Source organism: Halovivax ruber XH-70 (assembly GCF_000328525.1).
Taxonomy (GTDB): domain Archaea; phylum Halobacteriota; class Halobacteria; order Halobacteriales; family Natrialbaceae; genus Halovivax; species Halovivax ruber.
Window position 1 is genome coordinate 2,404,150 of record NC_019964.1, and the last position, 14,922, is coordinate 2,419,071.

A 14,922-nucleotide genomic window follows, 5' to 3' on the forward strand; every position below is an offset into this window, starting at 1 on the left:
GAGCGGGGTTCTTCTGCAAAACCGTCGCCAGCAGTCGCGAACGGCTCGTTTCGACGTGAGGTGGATCGCACGAATCGGAAGCGGTTTGCCGATCCCGGTCGATGGGCCCGTATGAGCGAACTCGCCGACCGGGAGTGGCGGCTGATCCGTGACGAGCCCCGGGACGGGGCGACCCAGATGGCGCTCGAAGAAGTCGCCGTCAAGACGGCCCACGAGGACGGCGTTCGGACCGTCAGAACGTACGCGTGGGAGCCGAGCACGCTCTCGCTTGGCTACCGACAGAAGGCAGAAAGCGTCGACTGGGACTACTGCGAGCGCGAGGGGATCGACGTCACCCGTCGCCAGACCGGCGGTGGCGGGATCTACCACGACCGATACGGGGACATCTCCTACACCATCGTCGCGCCTGCCGAGGAGGTTCCAGGGGACCTGATGGAGTGTTACGCGTTGTTCTGCGAGCCGATCCTCGACGCGCTCGATCGGATGGGCATCGACGCCGACTTCGCCGAACGACCGAAGGCGTCGATCCACCAGCCCTCCTGTTACCTCCGAGACGTCAACCCGGCGCACGATATCGTCGTCCACACCGACGACGGCGCCTCGCTGAAGGTCAGCGGCAACGCCCAGTACCGCCGGCGTGACGCCGTCATCCAGCACGGCTCGATCAGCTACGATCGGACGCCGACACACCACCTCGGCGTCTTCGCCGACCACGAGGTGACGGCGGACCGATTCACCGATCGTGTCGGGAGTATCGCGGCCGAGACCGACCTCGACCGCGAGGCGTGTGTCGATCACCTCGCGAGCGCCCTCGGAGCGTGGTGCGATGCCGACGATGGCGAGTGGTCGAGCGACGAACTGTGGGCGGCGCGCGATCTGGCCGACCGGAAGTACGACGCCGACGAGTGGGTCCGAAACCGGGAGACGAAAGCGGTCACCGACGGCGGCGAGTGACCATCGACTGGCCAACCCGCTATCGGCACATCGAACGACTCACCCGATCACGTTTCTGGCTTCGATACCCCTATCAGGGTCCCGTACCGACACGAATCCATGAAGGTAGGCGCACACGTCTCCATCTCCGGATCGCGCGTCTCCTCCGACGAGGAGACCCCACCGTACGACGACATCCGCAACGCCGTCCCGCGCCAGCTGGCGTTCGGCGGCAACTGCGGCCAGATCTTCACCACGTCGCCACAGGTCTGGGCCGAACCCGAGATCGACGACGAGGCAGCCGAGGGCTTTCGGGCGAAATCCGACGCTGAACTCGACGGACCGTGGGTGATTCACTCGGCGTACCTCGTCAACCTCTGTACGCCCAAAGACGACCTTCGCGAGAAGTCACTCTCGTCGCTGCAAGCCGAACTCGACGCGGCCGAAAAACTCGGCGTTCCGTACGTAAACACGCATCTCGGCGCCCACACGGGCGCTGGTGTCGAGGGTGGGCTGGACAACGCCGCGAGTGCGATCGACGAACTCGACGTGCCCGACGGCGTCACGCTCCTCGTCGAATCCGACGCCGGCAGCGGCACCAAGCTCGGCGGCGAGTTCTCCCACCTCGCGGGGATCATCGACCGGACCGACACCGACATCGGCATCTGCATCGACACGGCCCACACGCTCGTCGCCGGCAACGACCTCACGACGCCCGAAGCCGTCGACGAGACGGTCGAGCGCTTCGACGACGAAGTCGGCCTCGAGTACCTGGAGTACATCCACCTGAACGACTCGAAACACGACGTCGGCACGCACAAGGACGAACACGCCCTCATCGGCGAGGGCTACATCGGCGAGGACGGGATCAGCGCCATCGTCAACCACCCCGAACTACGCGATCTACCGTTCGCCCTCGAGACGCCGACCGAAGACGGCCGCGGCTTCTCGTGGAACATCGCGAAGACGAAAGAACTGCGCGAGAACTGATCTGAGACCAGCCCACTTTTGCTCGACCCGTTCGAAACCCACCCGTGCGCGAGTTCTCCGCCGAGTACCTTCGCCGGACGCGCGAAGGGATGTGGGACGATTCGCGGGAGGCACTGCGGGGCCTCTCGCTCGACGACCGCGAACGCGTGCTGGACGTGGGGTGCGGGACGGGTGAACTGAGCCGCGTCCTCGACTCCGAGAGTCCGGACGACTGTGAGGTGATCGGCTGCGACGTCGACGTCGGACTCCTCTCCAGAGCGAGTGGCCACGTCCCCGTCGTCGCTGGCGACGCCACGCGACTCCCGTTTGCGGACGATTCGTTCGATCTCGTGGTCTGTCAGGCGCTGCTGATCAACCTTCCCGATCCGGCCGCCGCCGTCTCCGAGTTCGCCCGCGTCTCGTCGGACCTCGTCGCGGCGATCGAACCCGACAACGGCGCCGTCACGATCGAGTCGAGCGTCGACGACGAATCGGGGCTCGCAACCCGCGCTCGGGAAGCCTATCTCGACGGCGTGCCGACCGACGTCACCCTCGGTGCGGAAGCCAGCGACGCGTTCGCTACCGCGGACCTCGACGTCGTGCGGACGGCCCGATACGACCACGATCGTTCGATCGAACCGCCGTACGACGAGTCCGCGGTGCGATCGGCGAAGCGAAAGGCCTCCGGCGAGGGACTGGCCGACGACCGAGAGACCCTGCTCGCCGGCGCGTTGACACCGGACGAGTACGACGACCTCCGGGCGGCGTGGCGCGAGATGGGGCGAACCGTCGTCCACCAGATGGTCGATCGATCCTATCGGCGGACCGAGACGGTCCCGTTTCACGTGACGGTTGGACGCGTTCGAGCGTGACGGCGTCGCGCCGCCACCTGACGAGTGACCTGTGTCGGTAGTCCGACCGGACCCAGTCTGGATCCGCTTTGGGAACGTTTACAGCGAGGCCGTCAGACGAACTGTGTATGGATTCCAGAGTCGAGGATCACGCACGCATCATCGCTGACCACTCCGTGGATATCCAACCCGGGGACGAAGTACTCATCCAGGCACCGGCCGCCGCCGACGAGCTGGTCGTCGCGCTCCACGAGGAAATCGGGGCACGTGGAGCCTTTCCTCTCGTGATGGGAACCAACAGCAGCGCAACTCGCGCCTTTATGCGAGCGATGGACCCGGACGCGTACGACGACCCACCGCAGGCCATGCTCGCGATGTGGGACGAACTCGACGCGATCATCAACATCGGGGGACACGAGAACACCTACGAGCGTAGCGACATCGATCCGGAGACGAACACCGCGTTTGCGACGCTCATGCAGCCGCTGTCCGAGAAGATGACCGAAAAGCGGTGGGTGACCACCCAGTACCCCGCTCCGGCTGACGCACAGGCCGCCGAAATGAGCACTGAAGCCTACGAAGACTTCGTCTGGGACGCCGTCAACAAGGACTGGGAGGCCGTTCGCGAGTACCAAGCACAGCTCGTCGACATTCTCGAGTCGGGAAGCGAGGTGCGCATCGTCAGCGGGGACAGTACCGACGTGACGATGCGCATCGACGACATGATCGTCCAGAACGACTACGCCGAGAAGAACCTGCCTGGCGGCGAGGTGTACACGGCGCCCATCCCCGACAGCGTCGAAGGCGAGGTCCTGTTCGACAAGCCGCTCATGGCCCAGGGCCGAGAGGTTAGTGACGTCCGACTCCGATTCGAAGGGGGCGAGATCGTCGATCACGACGCTGGCAAGAACGAAGACGCGTTAGCAGCGATCCTCGACACCGACCCCGGCGCGCGGCGGCTGGGCGAACTCGGCATCGGGATGAATCGCGACATCGACCGGTTCACCACGAACATGCTGTTCGACGAGAAGATGGGCGACACCGTCCACATGGCCATCGGGCGCGCCTACGAGGAGACGGTTCCCGACGATCACGAGCGCAACGACTCCGCGATCCACCTCGACATGATCGTCGACATGAGCGAGGACTCACACATCGAGGTCGACGGAGAGCGCATCCAGGAGAACGGAACCTTCGAATTCGAGGAGTGACGACCAGGGCCGCCGGTACCGGCCACGTCTCCCGGCCTAAACCACGTCGCCGCGAACCGTCACGCCGTCCTGATCCTCACGCCAGGCGTGGACCGCCGCCGCGGCCTCGTTCGCTGCCGACTCGTCCATGCCGAGCATCTCGAGTGACGCCGACAGCGTCGGCATCGCGAACGCGCTCTCTCTGAGCTTCTCGAACGCCTCCGACGACCACGTCCCGTCGACCCAGAGGCAGACCCCGCGGGGGTCGAGTAACTGCGTGTAGTCCTCGCGAAGTCGAGCACCGCGCAGGCGCTGGGTGACGTTGTCCTCGAAGGAGGTATTACAGACCTCCAGGTGGATCGGCTCGTCGTCGTCCAGCAAGTGTGCCGCCAGACACCGTTCCGGCGCGACGTGGCCGTGGTCGTTCGCCCGGACGGCGTCTGGGAACTCGTCGGCCCAGTCGGCGTCCACGGCGGTTCCGACGCCACGAACGCCGTGTTTGTCGTAATACGCCTGGTCGCGCGCTTCGTCGTTCTCGAGGAGGATGTCCTTCGTGAGGTAGACGTCGAGTCGATCGATCGGGTCCATCCCGAGCGCGAGGTCGCCGTAGACCCACACCTCGCGGACTGGCACCGGCATCGGCCCACTGTCGACCGTCTCGATCAGCGTCTCGAGGCGATCGACCGCCGCCTCACGTTCGAGACTCATCGGCGGGAGTAGACGACGGAGGCGCAAAACGGTTTCCGGTCGAGGCCGTCCATGCCAGGGAGCGGAATCGGCCCACCCGAGTGTACGCTTTTAGAGGCGGCGCGGTGAAGACGCCCGTATGCGTCACCGAATCTTCAACGAGGACGGGGAGACGGACCTCGTCTTCTGCATGGGGTGGGGAAACCGATTCACGCACGAGAACGTCAGCTGGCTGGTCGGGACGCTCGGCAACGCGGGCTACCGGGTCCACGCGTTCGAGCTCCCGACGGACATCACGGACGTCATGGCAGACTGGGTCGAGCCGGTCGCCGAGTACGTCCGCGACATGGACGGCTACCAGCTCCTCGCACACAGCGCCGGTGGGCTGGTCGGCCAGGCCATCGACGGGGCCGACAACCACGTCTATCTGGCCCCGTTCTGGGGATACGGCTCGCTGTGGCCCGACCGACTCCTCGATACGGTCGCGGCGGTGCCGATCGAAACGCCCGTCCTTCCCGTCACCCGCTTCGATCGCGAGCTCCTCGGACCGAGAGCGACCGACCATCAGCTCGCGACGCAACCGCGGTGGATCTCGCCGGCGTTCGTCGACACGACGTTGCACGCCCAGCGCGAGCTGCTCGAGATCGATCACGACGCCGTCGTCTTCTGCTCGCTTCGAGACCGCATCGTCGACCTCGCGGCGATCGGCGAGCGAGTGCCACCCGAACGCGTCGTGCTCTACGACGGTGGCCACGAACTGTTCTCGTCGGACGCACGCGACCAGTACGTCGATCCACTCCTCTCGGCGCTCGACGGTGGGGCCGACGCCGTCAAATCGAGTTCGATCGTGGAGCAGTCAGCGTAAGTCCTGAGCCGTGACGGGTACCCGCCCCACCAGCTCGCCAATCGGGACAGCGAAACGGACTTCCCCGCCCGCAGTCAACGCGTCGGTAATGGATTGCGATCGATGTGGCGCGGACGCGGTCATGCACGCCGCGTACTCGGGGGCACACCTCTGTGGCGATCACCTCAGCGCGTCGATCGAGAAACGCGTCAGACGACGCGTGCGCCGGGACGAACTGATTCCACGCGAAGCCAGCCCTGAAAACCCGCAAACGTGGGTCATCGGCCTCTCCGGCGGGAAGGACAGCGTCGTCCTCACACAAATCCTCCACGACACGTTCGCCGACGACCCGCGGATCGAGCTGGTCGGTCTGACGATTCACGAAGGGATCGAAGGCTACCGCGACAAGAGCGTCGACGCCTGTGTCGAACTGACAGCCGACCTCGACATCCGACACGAGCTGGTGAGCTACGAGGACGAGTTCGGCGTCCGGATGGACGACGTCGTCGAGGACGATCCCGAAAACATGGCCGCCTGCGCCTACTGCGGTGTCTTCCGGCGTGACCTCCTCTCGCGGTACGCCGAGGAACTCGGCGCCGACCTCCTGTTTACGGGACACAACCTGGACGACGAGGCCCAGACCGCCCTCATGAACTTCCTCGAGGGCGACGTCGGCCAGATCGCGAAGCACTTCGACGCGAGTCTCGGGCCACTTCCAGATCGCGAAGACCAGGACGACTTCGTCGCCCGGGCGAAACCCCTGCGCGACGTCCCCGAGAAGGAAGTCGCCCTCTACGCCCACCTGAACGATCTGCCCGCCCACATCACGGAGTGTCCCCACGCGAGCGAAGCCTACCGCGGCGAGATCCAGGGACTCCTGTACGATCTGGAAGAACGCCATCCCGGGACCCGCCACTCGATCATGGCCGGGTACGAGGAACTGGCCGACGTGGCCGCGACGGAGTACGGCGAAGACGGCGATGTCGAACTCACCGACTGTCCGCAGTGTGGCTCGACGACCTCCGTCACCGGCGACCGCTGTCGCAAGTGTACGCTGCTGGACGCGCTCGCGTAATCACTGTCCGACGGTGTCAGACATCGTCGAGAGGCGAGGACGACTGACGGCCCAATAACGGCGTGGCTGACCGACGGCGTCTCGGCGAGTTTCGGCTCAGAGCCCGATGAAGAGCCGACTGATTCCGAGTACCCCGTAGGCTGCCCCTAGCAGCAGTAGCATGTACACCAGATTCCCCGCGCCGTCGGCGATCACGTAGCCGCGTTCGGGCTGCGCACCGACACCCGCGATGATCGGCACGACCGTTCGCACGCCAGGGATCGCGGTGCAGACGGCGATCCCGTACGCACCGAATCGGTCGATCTGGCGCTCGACGAGGGACACCCATCGTTTGCCAGCCCATCTACGGAGGACGCCCGGAAGCCGTTCGAGTCGTTCCGGTGACCAGTACCTGGCCCCAGGCGGCGGTCTCGTCGGCGTAAACGTCCGGTAGAGTAACCATTGCCCGATCGTTGCCCCCAGTGCAGCTGCACACGTCACGACCGCCAGGGCGACGGTCGAGGGATCCACAAACGTTACGTAGGCCACGTAGAACACAGCAGGCTGGAGCAACTTGCCTAGCACGAGCCCCTCGATCACGAAGAACAGACAGAAACCGAACGCGATCAGCACGGAGAGCAACGGATCCATTGTGTGTCGACGGGCGTCTGGCAAACGATGGTGAAGCCAGGTACTAAAAGGACTGGTTCGACAACACCGTCGCCGCTATGTTCTTTCGCAAGTGAGAAAATCCGTCGTCAAACTGATCGTCGAATTCGATCCGGAGACGTTACCGGATGACGTCGACGCCGTTGTTCCGTTCGACCTGTTCGCGGCCACCGTCGCTGTGGGCGCCGTAGTTGGCCTCGCTTTTGGCTTCGACGTTGTTGCTCGCGTCGAAGTCTGCGTCGTTGACGCCTTCGATGCTCCGACGGGACTTGTCGGCCTGCTTCTGGGTCGTCGGACCGAGGACCTGTGCGGACTGGACGCCGGTCATGATCGCCATGACGCGGACCTTGCCCTTGTAGTTCTCCTGAATCCGGGCACCCCAGATGACGTTTGCGCTGGCCTCGAGGCGCTCGGTGATGTTGTCCGCGATGCCCTCGGCCTCTTTCAGCGTGAGGTCGGGACCGCCGGTGATGTGGACGAGTCCACCGGAGGCGCCGCGGTAGTCGACGTCTAACAGCGGGTGGTTCATCGCGTCCTTGACCACCTCTTCGGTCTTGTTCTTGTCCTGTGTCTCGCCGACGAGCATCACCGCGACGCCACCCTGATTCATGATCGTGGACATGTCCGCGTAGTCCAGGTTGATCAGGCTCGGCTGGGTGATCGTCTCGGAGATCCCCTTGACCGTCTCGGCGATGATCTGGTCCATCACCGAGAACGCCTTGCCGATCGGCAGGTTCGGGACGTAGTCGAGCAGTCGGTTGTTGTCGAGGACGATGATCGAGTCGGCCTGTTCGCGCAGCTTCTCCAGGCCCTCCTCGGCCTTGACCGTGCGGGCACGTTCGACGTTGAACGGCGTCGAGACCATCCCGACGACGATTGCGCCCTGCTCTTTGGCGATCTTCGCGGCGACGGGCGCCGCACCGGTGCCCGTCCCACCGCCCATCCCGGCGGTGACGAAGACGAGGTCGGCGTCACCGAGGACGTCCTTGATGGTACTCTGGGCCATCTCGGTCGCTCGTTCACCCATCGAGGGGTCGCCACCGGCACCGAGGCCGTTCGTCAGCGACTTGCCGACGAGGATCTTCGTGTCGGCCTCGATCATCTTCAGGTGCTGTTTGTCCGTGTTGATCGCGATCGTGTCGGCCCCTTCGACGCCGATGTTGTACAGCCGGTTGATGGTGTTGTTACCGGCACCGCCGGCCCCGATGATGACGATCCGCGGGTCACCGAACTCGTCGTCGTCCATCGAGACGTCCATGTCCCGGGCTTCCGCTTCGGCGTTTTCGAGGGCGTCCTGAACGATGTCCTGCATCGTTACACCTTCGCCCAGGTTCGTTTTCCGGCGCGCTCGGGGCGGCCGTCGTTCTGTTCGTTGATCATTTCGCGGACGGCCGACCGGATCGCCTCGCTCCGGTTCGGAAACTCGCCCGTTTCGACCAGCTGTTCGACCTCGTCGATTTGCTGCTTCGGAATTCGCAGTGTCACACGCTCCATTGTTGTATTCCCCGTTTGGTTTCGAGTAAGACGTGGTGCGCCCCTGTCAGACGCGCTTCGTCTTACACCGCGCGTGGGTTCAGTCGGGCGGTTTCGCCCGTCCCAGCGCTGTGTAAGACGACCGTCTTACGTAGCTGCTACAAACAGTCCCCCAGTATATAAATGTAATGGCGCCGTGTATTTCGTCGTCTTACGACAGTCATTCGAGTGTGACAATCGGCGATCGAGGCGCGCTATGCTGGCAGGCGAGGGACACCCACGATCGGCTGATCGAGCACTATCGAGTTCGACAAGCAGTCCCGATACGATCGACAATGCGGAAGGAGAGACGGCAGGTCAGACCGAGTCGAGAACGTCCGCAGCCGGCGTTCGACGACCGCACGAGGGACAGAACGCCCAGTCGGATCGAACCTCCGAGCCACACTCACAGAACACCCGGCCAGTCAGTTGCTCGCCACAGTTGGGACAGTACACGTGCGCTGCTTCGACTGCCATTCCACACTGCGAACAGTCTCGTTCCTGGTGCGTCCCGGCGTCGTCGGGATCGTCGAAGCTCCCGATGGTGTCCGACGACGTCTCCGACTCGGTGTACAGCCGCTCGGTCGACGCAGCCGTCGATTCCACCTCGCGCTCGGAATCGACCAGAATCCGAAGTGTGACGTCGGTCGAATCGGATCGCCCGAGGCGGTCGGCGACGGCGTCGTCGATACGCGATTCCAGCATCGCATCCAGAGACGACGGGTCGTTGCCACCGGTCTCGGCGACATCCGCGTTCGGGGACGACCCCGACCGCGGCCCCGGTGGCGGTGACCGGCCCAGGTAGGATCGCAACGCCTCGCGCATGACCTCGCTCTTCGAGGTGTCGAACGACTCGAGCTCGTCGACGAGGTCGTCGTCCGCGCGAAACGTTATTTTCCCCATCGCTATGACAGCCATCCACATTCTCGTATATATAACATTCCCCACCTCCGACGCACGCAGACGAATAATAACCCTTATTTGGGGCTCGTCTGCTATCTTCACCTGCCCGCCCTTAGCTCAGACTGGTAGAGCAGTCGACTGTAGATCGACTTGTCCCCCGTTCAAATCGGGGAGGGCGGATGCAGTTTCTCGCCGAAGTGTAGCAGACACCAATTCTCCAGTATACGCCACCCTCATAACCTATACTTCCATCCCCGCGTTCGAGAAATCGGGCCAAAATCCGGATTGGAACGGGGGACCAATTGGGGGTCGCCACCGTCCGGCGAATCGCGTAGTCGAAACGTGAGGTGGTCGGCGTGAGCACGGACTTTTCCGATATCGACCTCAGTGATTTCCGAAAACTGGTCTTCACTGCGCCCACGCCCACGACCGACCGGGAGTTTCGCTGTCCGGTGTGTGGCGCCCGATGTACACGGCTTCTCGACGGGAAATCAGAGGCGGGCCATCGGCGCAGCTGCTCGCGACGGCTGCGACGGACGGGTTCGTATCGCACAAACACCCGGTCGTGACTGACGGGAGTGAGCGACGGTGACCGACGCGTTCGTTCCCGCGTCAGCGCTGTACGATGTCGAGACGCGCTCGACGTTCGTCCACCCGGCGAAACAGGCGAGCGAGATCGAGAGTCCAAAAACAAGCGGTGATGCGATCGAGGCCGACGTGATCCAGGCGGTCGACGCGTTGGGCTACGTGGGCGACGCGACGGTCACCTGGCACGACGCGGAGACGACCGGCCTCCTCAAACCGTCGACGGCGCTGCCGTTCTACGGGATCGTGGTCGTCATGCCGGAGACGCCGATCGAGATCGAGGCCTGCCAGGTCCGGACGAGCAACGGATCGCGATCGACGCGCGGCCGGTTCTACGTCAAGCGTCGCACACGAGTAGCTGCTCAGCGCAGCCGGGATCAAATACGAGGTCGTCGACAATCGCGACGGACGGGCCGACAAAGCGCGACCCACCGAGTACGGAACGATTCTGGGCCGCGTACTCGCCTGCATGGGAACGCCCGTCGGTCGTAAGGGAGAACAGCGGTTAGCACTCCCGGTGTATCTCGACGACACACCGGGGAGCGTACGGGAGACGCTCGTCGCGTGCTATCTGGAGTATCGGGCGAGTGAGCACAACGACCTGCTGAAATTCCGCGAGGAACACGGTGATGCATATCTTCGCGAGCTGGCCGCGCTGATAGAGTCGGTGACCGGCGCTTCCGTTACGGTTTCCGAAAAGAACGTACAAGAACGTGATTCTCTCGCGCGACGCGACAGATGCGATCGGGCACTGACCTTCTATCGCGTCACCGATGTTCGTCGATCCACCGGCACCACTCGTAAAAGTCGTCGGCACCGCATTGCTCGGCGATCGATCGGAGCGTTCCGATTGCGATCTCGTCGTGCTGGGGCACGTCGACGAGGCGTACTTCGTCCGTTTCAGGATGTTCGTACCGGAGACGGACGTGACTCCCGCGGCGTGAGACGGGCTGATATTCGAACGATCGCAGGACTGTAACGACCTCTCGACCGGAAAACGTTGTTCTGACCATCCCTCACTGCATGAACGCGGGGTAGTCTTCGCGACTGACCTCCTCGAGGTCGTCGGGATCGATATTGAGTTCGTCGCGGAGGAACTCGTCGGGGTCGTCGATTGGCTCACCCTCTCCCTCGTGAAGTTTGATCACTTCGGCGAGCTGCGCGAGTGCGTCGGCGCGTGTGTCACCACCGCGGGCCAGGCCGGTTTCGAGATCCTTGGCGGTGACCGTGCCGTCGGACTCGTAGTAGAATTCGACGCCTTCGGCGCCGTTCGGCCGGGTTGTGCTCGACATGGTCGGTGATACGGGCAGGTGGCGGTTAAGCGTTCTTGTCACCCGTCGCCAGTTTCGCGATCGTCGGCAACGTCGTTCGTCCACGGCGACCAGAGGCGCATACAACCGGATTCGAAAGACGCCGACCTAAGCAAGCAGCCTTACTCGCCACCCCGCTCTGCACGCGCTTTCAACCGTTCCGAAAACTCGGACAGATTCATCGCGGCGGCACAATCCGGACAGCAGTACCGGACGGAGTGTCTGTACTCCGCCGCAAGCGGCTCTGGTGGTTCGATGTCCACCCGAAAGAGCCGCGACGGTGCCACGCCCCGATCACATCGGTAGCACCCCCGGGAGCGAGGCGCATCGCCGGTCCCGTCGCGCTCTCGCTCGACGGATTTCATCCGAGCACCTCGCGATTCGAGCGTTCGAACCGACTGAAGGTACTCGGCCCCCCATCCCCGAAAACGAAGACTTGCGACGGGTAGCGATACGACTCTCTAGGCAACGAGCGTGCGAGACCTTTTTGTCTCGATGGTGTCTTTCGGAACATGGCGACTGAAAACCCTCCAGAGGGTTTCGGAAGCCACGTCTCGGGTGTTGGCGCACCCGGGGCATTTCTGCCCCCAGCGGAGCGCGTCGCTTCCGTCTGGATGATTGACGTAATGGATAATATAGTTACTGGTCAGGCCGTGGAATCAACAGTTCGTCGCGGCAGAAGGCGGCGTGCCGACCGGTCATCGGCCGATGCCGCCAATCCGACCGACGGCGCGAACGTATCCAGAGGTGTGACCACAATCCCCAAGGTAAAATGCAGACTTTAGCGTACAGAAAGCTTTTGATAGTCTGGTAGGAAGGCAGACAGAACGACGTGTCTCCGAACCAATGAATCGAGCGAACACCTCCAGACCGTTTCGTCGCCGGCTTTCCGGCGCCCTCGACGCCTTTGGTGGGGCGGTCGCGACCCGATTCGCGATCGATCTCCGGGGGCTCGCCGCCTTTCGGATGGCCCTCGGCGCACTGCTCCTCCTCGATCTGGCACTGCGATCACGACACCTCCGCGCGTTCTACACCGACGACGGCGTGCTTCCACGCCGGGCGCTCTTTTCGGACTACACGGACGTGTACTCCGTACACGCCCTCTCGGGCGAGCCGTGGGCGATCACGCTCCTGTTCCTGGTCGCCGGCGCGTTCGCCCTCGCGCTGCTCGTCGGCTACCGGACGCGACTGGCGACGGTCGCGTCGTGGCTCCTGTTGCTCTCGCTGCACAACCGTAACCCGATGGTCCTGAACGGCGGGGACAGCCTCTTCGCGCTGTTGCTCTTCTGGTCGATCTTCCTGCCGCTGGGTGCCCGGTGGTCGGTCGACGCGATCAGGAAGGGATCGGCGAGGGCCGACGACGACACGTCGATTTCGTCGATCGCGACGATGGCGCTGCTGTTGCAGGTCGTGTTGATGTACGTGACGAACGCGATCCACAAGACGCGAAGTGAACTGTGGATGGACGGCGAGGCGGTTGCGTACATCATGCAGGCCGACCAGTTCAGTGCGTTTTTGGGGAACCACCTCGCCGACTTCACGGGACTCCTGCAGGCGATGACCGTCGTCTGGGTGGGGCTCCTGCTCGCGGCACCACTGCTGCTCGTACTCACCGGATGGCCGAGGGCACTGCTCGCGACGCTGTTCGTCGGGATGCACCTCGGAATGGCCGCGTCCATGCAACTGGGCATCTTCCCCGTCGTGGTGGTCACGGCGTTGCTCCCGTTCTACCAGTCGGTCGTCTGGGACCGGGTGAGCACCGTCGCCACATGGACGGGCGTGGCTCCAACCCTCGAACGCTGGGGTGACCGCTTCCACCGGGCGACGCCGACACTGCCCTCCCTCCCCGGCGACGCTCACCTCAACGCTTCGTCGATCGACACCCACCTCCCAGACAGAGCCGACCTGCAGGCGGGGCTCACCCACGGACGGACACTGTTTTCGACGATCCTGCCGTGGTTCTTCCTCGTCCTCGTCGTCCTCTCGAACGCCCAGGCTGTCGACTACACGGAGGTTCCCGATCCGGCCGAAGAGATTCTCGACACGGCGGAGCTCGACCAATCCTGGCAGATGTTCGCCCCGGACCCGCTGTACACGACCAGCTGGTACGCGGTCCCGGGCGAACTCGAAGACGGGACGGCCGTCGACGTGATGTACGACAGGGCAGTCTCGCTCGACCGGCCGCCGAACGTCGACGAGACGTATCCGAGCGCACGCTGGCGAAAGTACCTCGGGAACGTCTACGGAGCCACCAACGAGAACCACCGGTCGTACCTCGCGAATCACCTGTGCGAGTCGTGGAACCGTTCACACGAGACGGACGTCGAGACCATCACGATCGAGCGGTTATACGAACGGACGAACCCGTTTACCGGCCCGGAGGCGTCCGGTGACATCACGCTCATCGAGTACGACTGCGGTGGCGAGTTTATCCAGTGAGCCGGCGACCCGGCCAGGGTCCGAACCGACAGCTTCGGACCAGACCCTCGAAGACACTCTGCAAAACCTCCGGTAGGCCGGAAGAGTGAGCTGTGGCCAACGCGTTTGTATCGGAGACGACGAGCGAGCGGGGTACCGAGGGCCCAACCGGCACTCTCGCAGTCGATACTTACAGTGGGTGAGCACGACGACCGAAGGGATGAGTGTCCTCGCCGAGTTTACGGTGCCAGCGGACGACTTCGTGCTGGCGGAGACGCTGGCGGCGGCGCCGGAGATGACCATCGAGATCAAGCGAGTCGCAGCCGGAAAGACGCACGTAACGCCGTACTTCTGGGCCTCTGGCGGCAACTTTCGCGTGTTCGACGACGCGCTTCGCGACGACGAGATGGTGCTCGAAGTGTTGACGCTCGAAGAACACGACGACACGGACCAGCTGGCTCAGGACGTCGAAGAGCGCTTCTACCGCGTCGTCTGGGAGGCCGACGTGCCGAACCTCATTCAGGGTGTCGCAGCCGTCAAAGCGACGGTGCTAGACGCCGTGACGAGCGAAACCGGTCGCGAGTGGGAGGTGAAGGTGCTGTTTCCCGACGAGTCGGCGCTCTCGACGTTCAACGAGTACAGTCTCGAACACGATCTCACGTACGAGGCGCGGCGGCTCTACCGACCGGAGAAGCCGGCCGATACGGCCGAGTTCGACGTGACCGATGCACAGCAGGAAGCGCTGGAGGCTGCCTATCACGGCGGGTACTTCGCTATTCCGCGCGATCAGACGCTGACGGAGCTGGCGGACTCGCTCAATATCTCCCGGAACGCACTCTCGGCGCGGCTCCGTCGGGGCCACCGGAACCTCCTCGAACAAACGATCATCCACGACGGATCGGGGGACACATAAAGCGTGTTCGTACGACCACACCACGTTTGTCCGGACAGGGCGATAACCGGAAGGCAGCGACTCGGTGGTACGATGGCAAACGAA

The 14,922-nt window shown here is 63.9% G+C and carries 17 protein-coding genes and 1 tRNA gene; 10 read left to right on the forward strand and 8 right to left on the reverse strand.

All coding sequences use genetic code 11. The annotated features are described in order from the left end of the window. Positions 1-111 precede the first annotated feature (111 nt). The 4 genes from HALRU_RS11540 to HALRU_RS11555 all read left to right on the forward strand — a co-directional run bounded on the left by HALRU_RS11540 (position 112) and on the right by HALRU_RS11555 (position 3,964). The gene (locus HALRU_RS11540) at positions 112-954 is read left to right on the forward strand and encodes a lipoate--protein ligase family protein (protein WP_015301565.1); all 843 of its coding nucleotides are present in this window, start codon (positions 112-114) and stop codon (positions 952-954) included. Positions 955-1,053: 99 nt separating this feature from the next. Next, complete coding sequence (locus HALRU_RS11545; RefSeq protein WP_015301566.1) at positions 1,054-1,923, forward strand: deoxyribonuclease IV; 870 nt, start codon at positions 1,054-1,056, stop codon at positions 1,921-1,923. A gap of 44 nt (positions 1,924-1,967) precedes the next feature. Further along, positions 1,968-2,774: a class I SAM-dependent methyltransferase gene (locus tag HALRU_RS11550; protein ID WP_015301567.1), complete on the forward strand. Its 807-nt coding sequence runs from the start codon at positions 1,968-1,970 to the stop codon at positions 2,772-2,774. A gap of 107 nt (positions 2,775-2,881) precedes the next feature. Continuing rightward, positions 2,882-3,964 carry an aminopeptidase gene (locus HALRU_RS11555; protein WP_015301568.1) on the forward strand — a complete coding sequence of 361 codons (1,083 nt, stop codon included), beginning with the start codon at positions 2,882-2,884 and terminating at the stop codon, positions 3,962-3,964. A 36-nt stretch (positions 3,965-4,000) separates the two neighbouring features. On the opposite strand, the gene HALRU_RS11560 is transcribed toward HALRU_RS11555, so the two are convergent. Then, the gene (locus HALRU_RS11560; protein WP_015301569.1) at positions 4,001-4,651 is read right to left on the reverse strand and encodes a DUF7095 family protein; all 651 of its coding nucleotides are present in this window, start codon (positions 4,649-4,651) and stop codon (positions 4,001-4,003) included. Positions 4,652-4,769: 118 nt separating this feature from the next. On the opposite strand from HALRU_RS11560, the gene HALRU_RS11565 reads away from it, so the two are divergent. Next, positions 4,770-5,495: an alpha/beta fold hydrolase gene (locus tag HALRU_RS11565; RefSeq protein WP_015301570.1), complete on the forward strand. Its 726-nt coding sequence runs from the start codon at positions 4,770-4,772 to the stop codon at positions 5,493-5,495. Between the two features lie 88 nt (positions 5,496-5,583). Continuing rightward, the gene (gene ncsA, locus HALRU_RS11570; RefSeq protein ID WP_015301571.1) at positions 5,584-6,549 is read left to right on the forward strand and encodes a tRNA 2-thiolation protein NcsA; all 966 of its coding nucleotides are present in this window, start codon (positions 5,584-5,586) and stop codon (positions 6,547-6,549) included. 96 nt (positions 6,550-6,645) lie between these two features. On the opposite strand, the gene HALRU_RS11575 is transcribed toward ncsA, so the two are convergent. The 4 genes from HALRU_RS11575 to HALRU_RS11590 form a co-directional block, all read right to left on the reverse strand. Further along, positions 6,646-7,179, reverse strand: a complete 534-nt coding sequence (locus HALRU_RS11575) for a DedA family protein (protein ID WP_015301572.1) — start codon at positions 7,177-7,179, stop codon at positions 6,646-6,648. 139 nt (positions 7,180-7,318) lie between these two features. Next, on the reverse strand, positions 7,319-8,509 hold the full coding sequence (ftsZ, locus tag HALRU_RS11580; RefSeq protein WP_015301573.1) for a cell division protein FtsZ: 1,191 nt from the start codon (positions 8,507-8,509) through the stop codon (positions 7,319-7,321). A gap of 2 nt (positions 8,510-8,511) precedes the next feature. Next, positions 8,512-8,691: a ribbon-helix-helix domain-containing protein gene (locus tag HALRU_RS11585; RefSeq protein ID WP_015301574.1), complete on the reverse strand. Its 180-nt coding sequence runs from the start codon at positions 8,689-8,691 to the stop codon at positions 8,512-8,514. Positions 8,692-9,027: 336 nt separating this feature from the next. Further along, the gene (locus HALRU_RS11590; RefSeq protein ID WP_015301575.1) at positions 9,028-9,612 is read right to left on the reverse strand and encodes a double zinc ribbon domain-containing protein; all 585 of its coding nucleotides are present in this window, start codon (positions 9,610-9,612) and stop codon (positions 9,028-9,030) included. 106 nt (positions 9,613-9,718) lie between these two features. Here HALRU_RS11590 and HALRU_RS11595 point away from each other — a divergent pair. Both HALRU_RS11595 and HALRU_RS11600 read left to right on the forward strand, forming a co-directional pair. After that, positions 9,719-9,792: transfer RNA gene (locus tag HALRU_RS11595), tRNA-Tyr, on the forward strand. A gap of 408 nt (positions 9,793-10,200) precedes the next feature. Then, on the forward strand, positions 10,201-10,689 hold the full coding sequence (locus HALRU_RS11600; protein WP_015301576.1) for a hypothetical protein: 489 nt from the start codon (positions 10,201-10,203) through the stop codon (positions 10,687-10,689). Between the two features lie 275 nt (positions 10,690-10,964). On the opposite strand, the gene HALRU_RS11610 is transcribed toward HALRU_RS11600, so the two are convergent. From HALRU_RS11610 to HALRU_RS11620, 3 genes are all read right to left on the reverse strand, one after another. Continuing rightward, on the reverse strand, positions 10,965-11,210 hold the full coding sequence (locus HALRU_RS11610) for a type II toxin-antitoxin system HicA family toxin (RefSeq protein ID WP_015301577.1): 246 nt from the start codon (positions 11,208-11,210) through the stop codon (positions 10,965-10,967). A 3-nt stretch (positions 11,211-11,213) separates the two neighbouring features. Further along, on the reverse strand, positions 11,214-11,489 hold the full coding sequence (locus HALRU_RS11615) for a type II toxin-antitoxin system HicB family antitoxin (RefSeq protein ID WP_015301578.1): 276 nt from the start codon (positions 11,487-11,489) through the stop codon (positions 11,214-11,216). A gap of 140 nt (positions 11,490-11,629) precedes the next feature. After that, positions 11,630-11,872, reverse strand: coding sequence for a hypothetical protein (locus HALRU_RS11620; protein WP_015301579.1), 243 nt, complete (start codon positions 11,870-11,872; stop codon positions 11,630-11,632). Positions 11,873-12,353: 481 nt separating this feature from the next. Here HALRU_RS11620 and HALRU_RS11625 point away from each other — a divergent pair, with 481 nt between their 5' ends. After that, the gene (locus HALRU_RS11625) at positions 12,354-13,946 is read left to right on the forward strand and encodes an HTTM domain-containing protein (protein ID WP_015301580.1); all 1,593 of its coding nucleotides are present in this window, start codon (positions 12,354-12,356) and stop codon (positions 13,944-13,946) included. Between the two features lie 199 nt (positions 13,947-14,145). Further along, positions 14,146-14,838, forward strand: a complete 693-nt coding sequence (locus HALRU_RS11630) for a helix-turn-helix domain-containing protein (protein WP_015301581.1) — start codon at positions 14,146-14,148, stop codon at positions 14,836-14,838. Positions 14,839-14,922 lie beyond the last annotated feature (84 nt).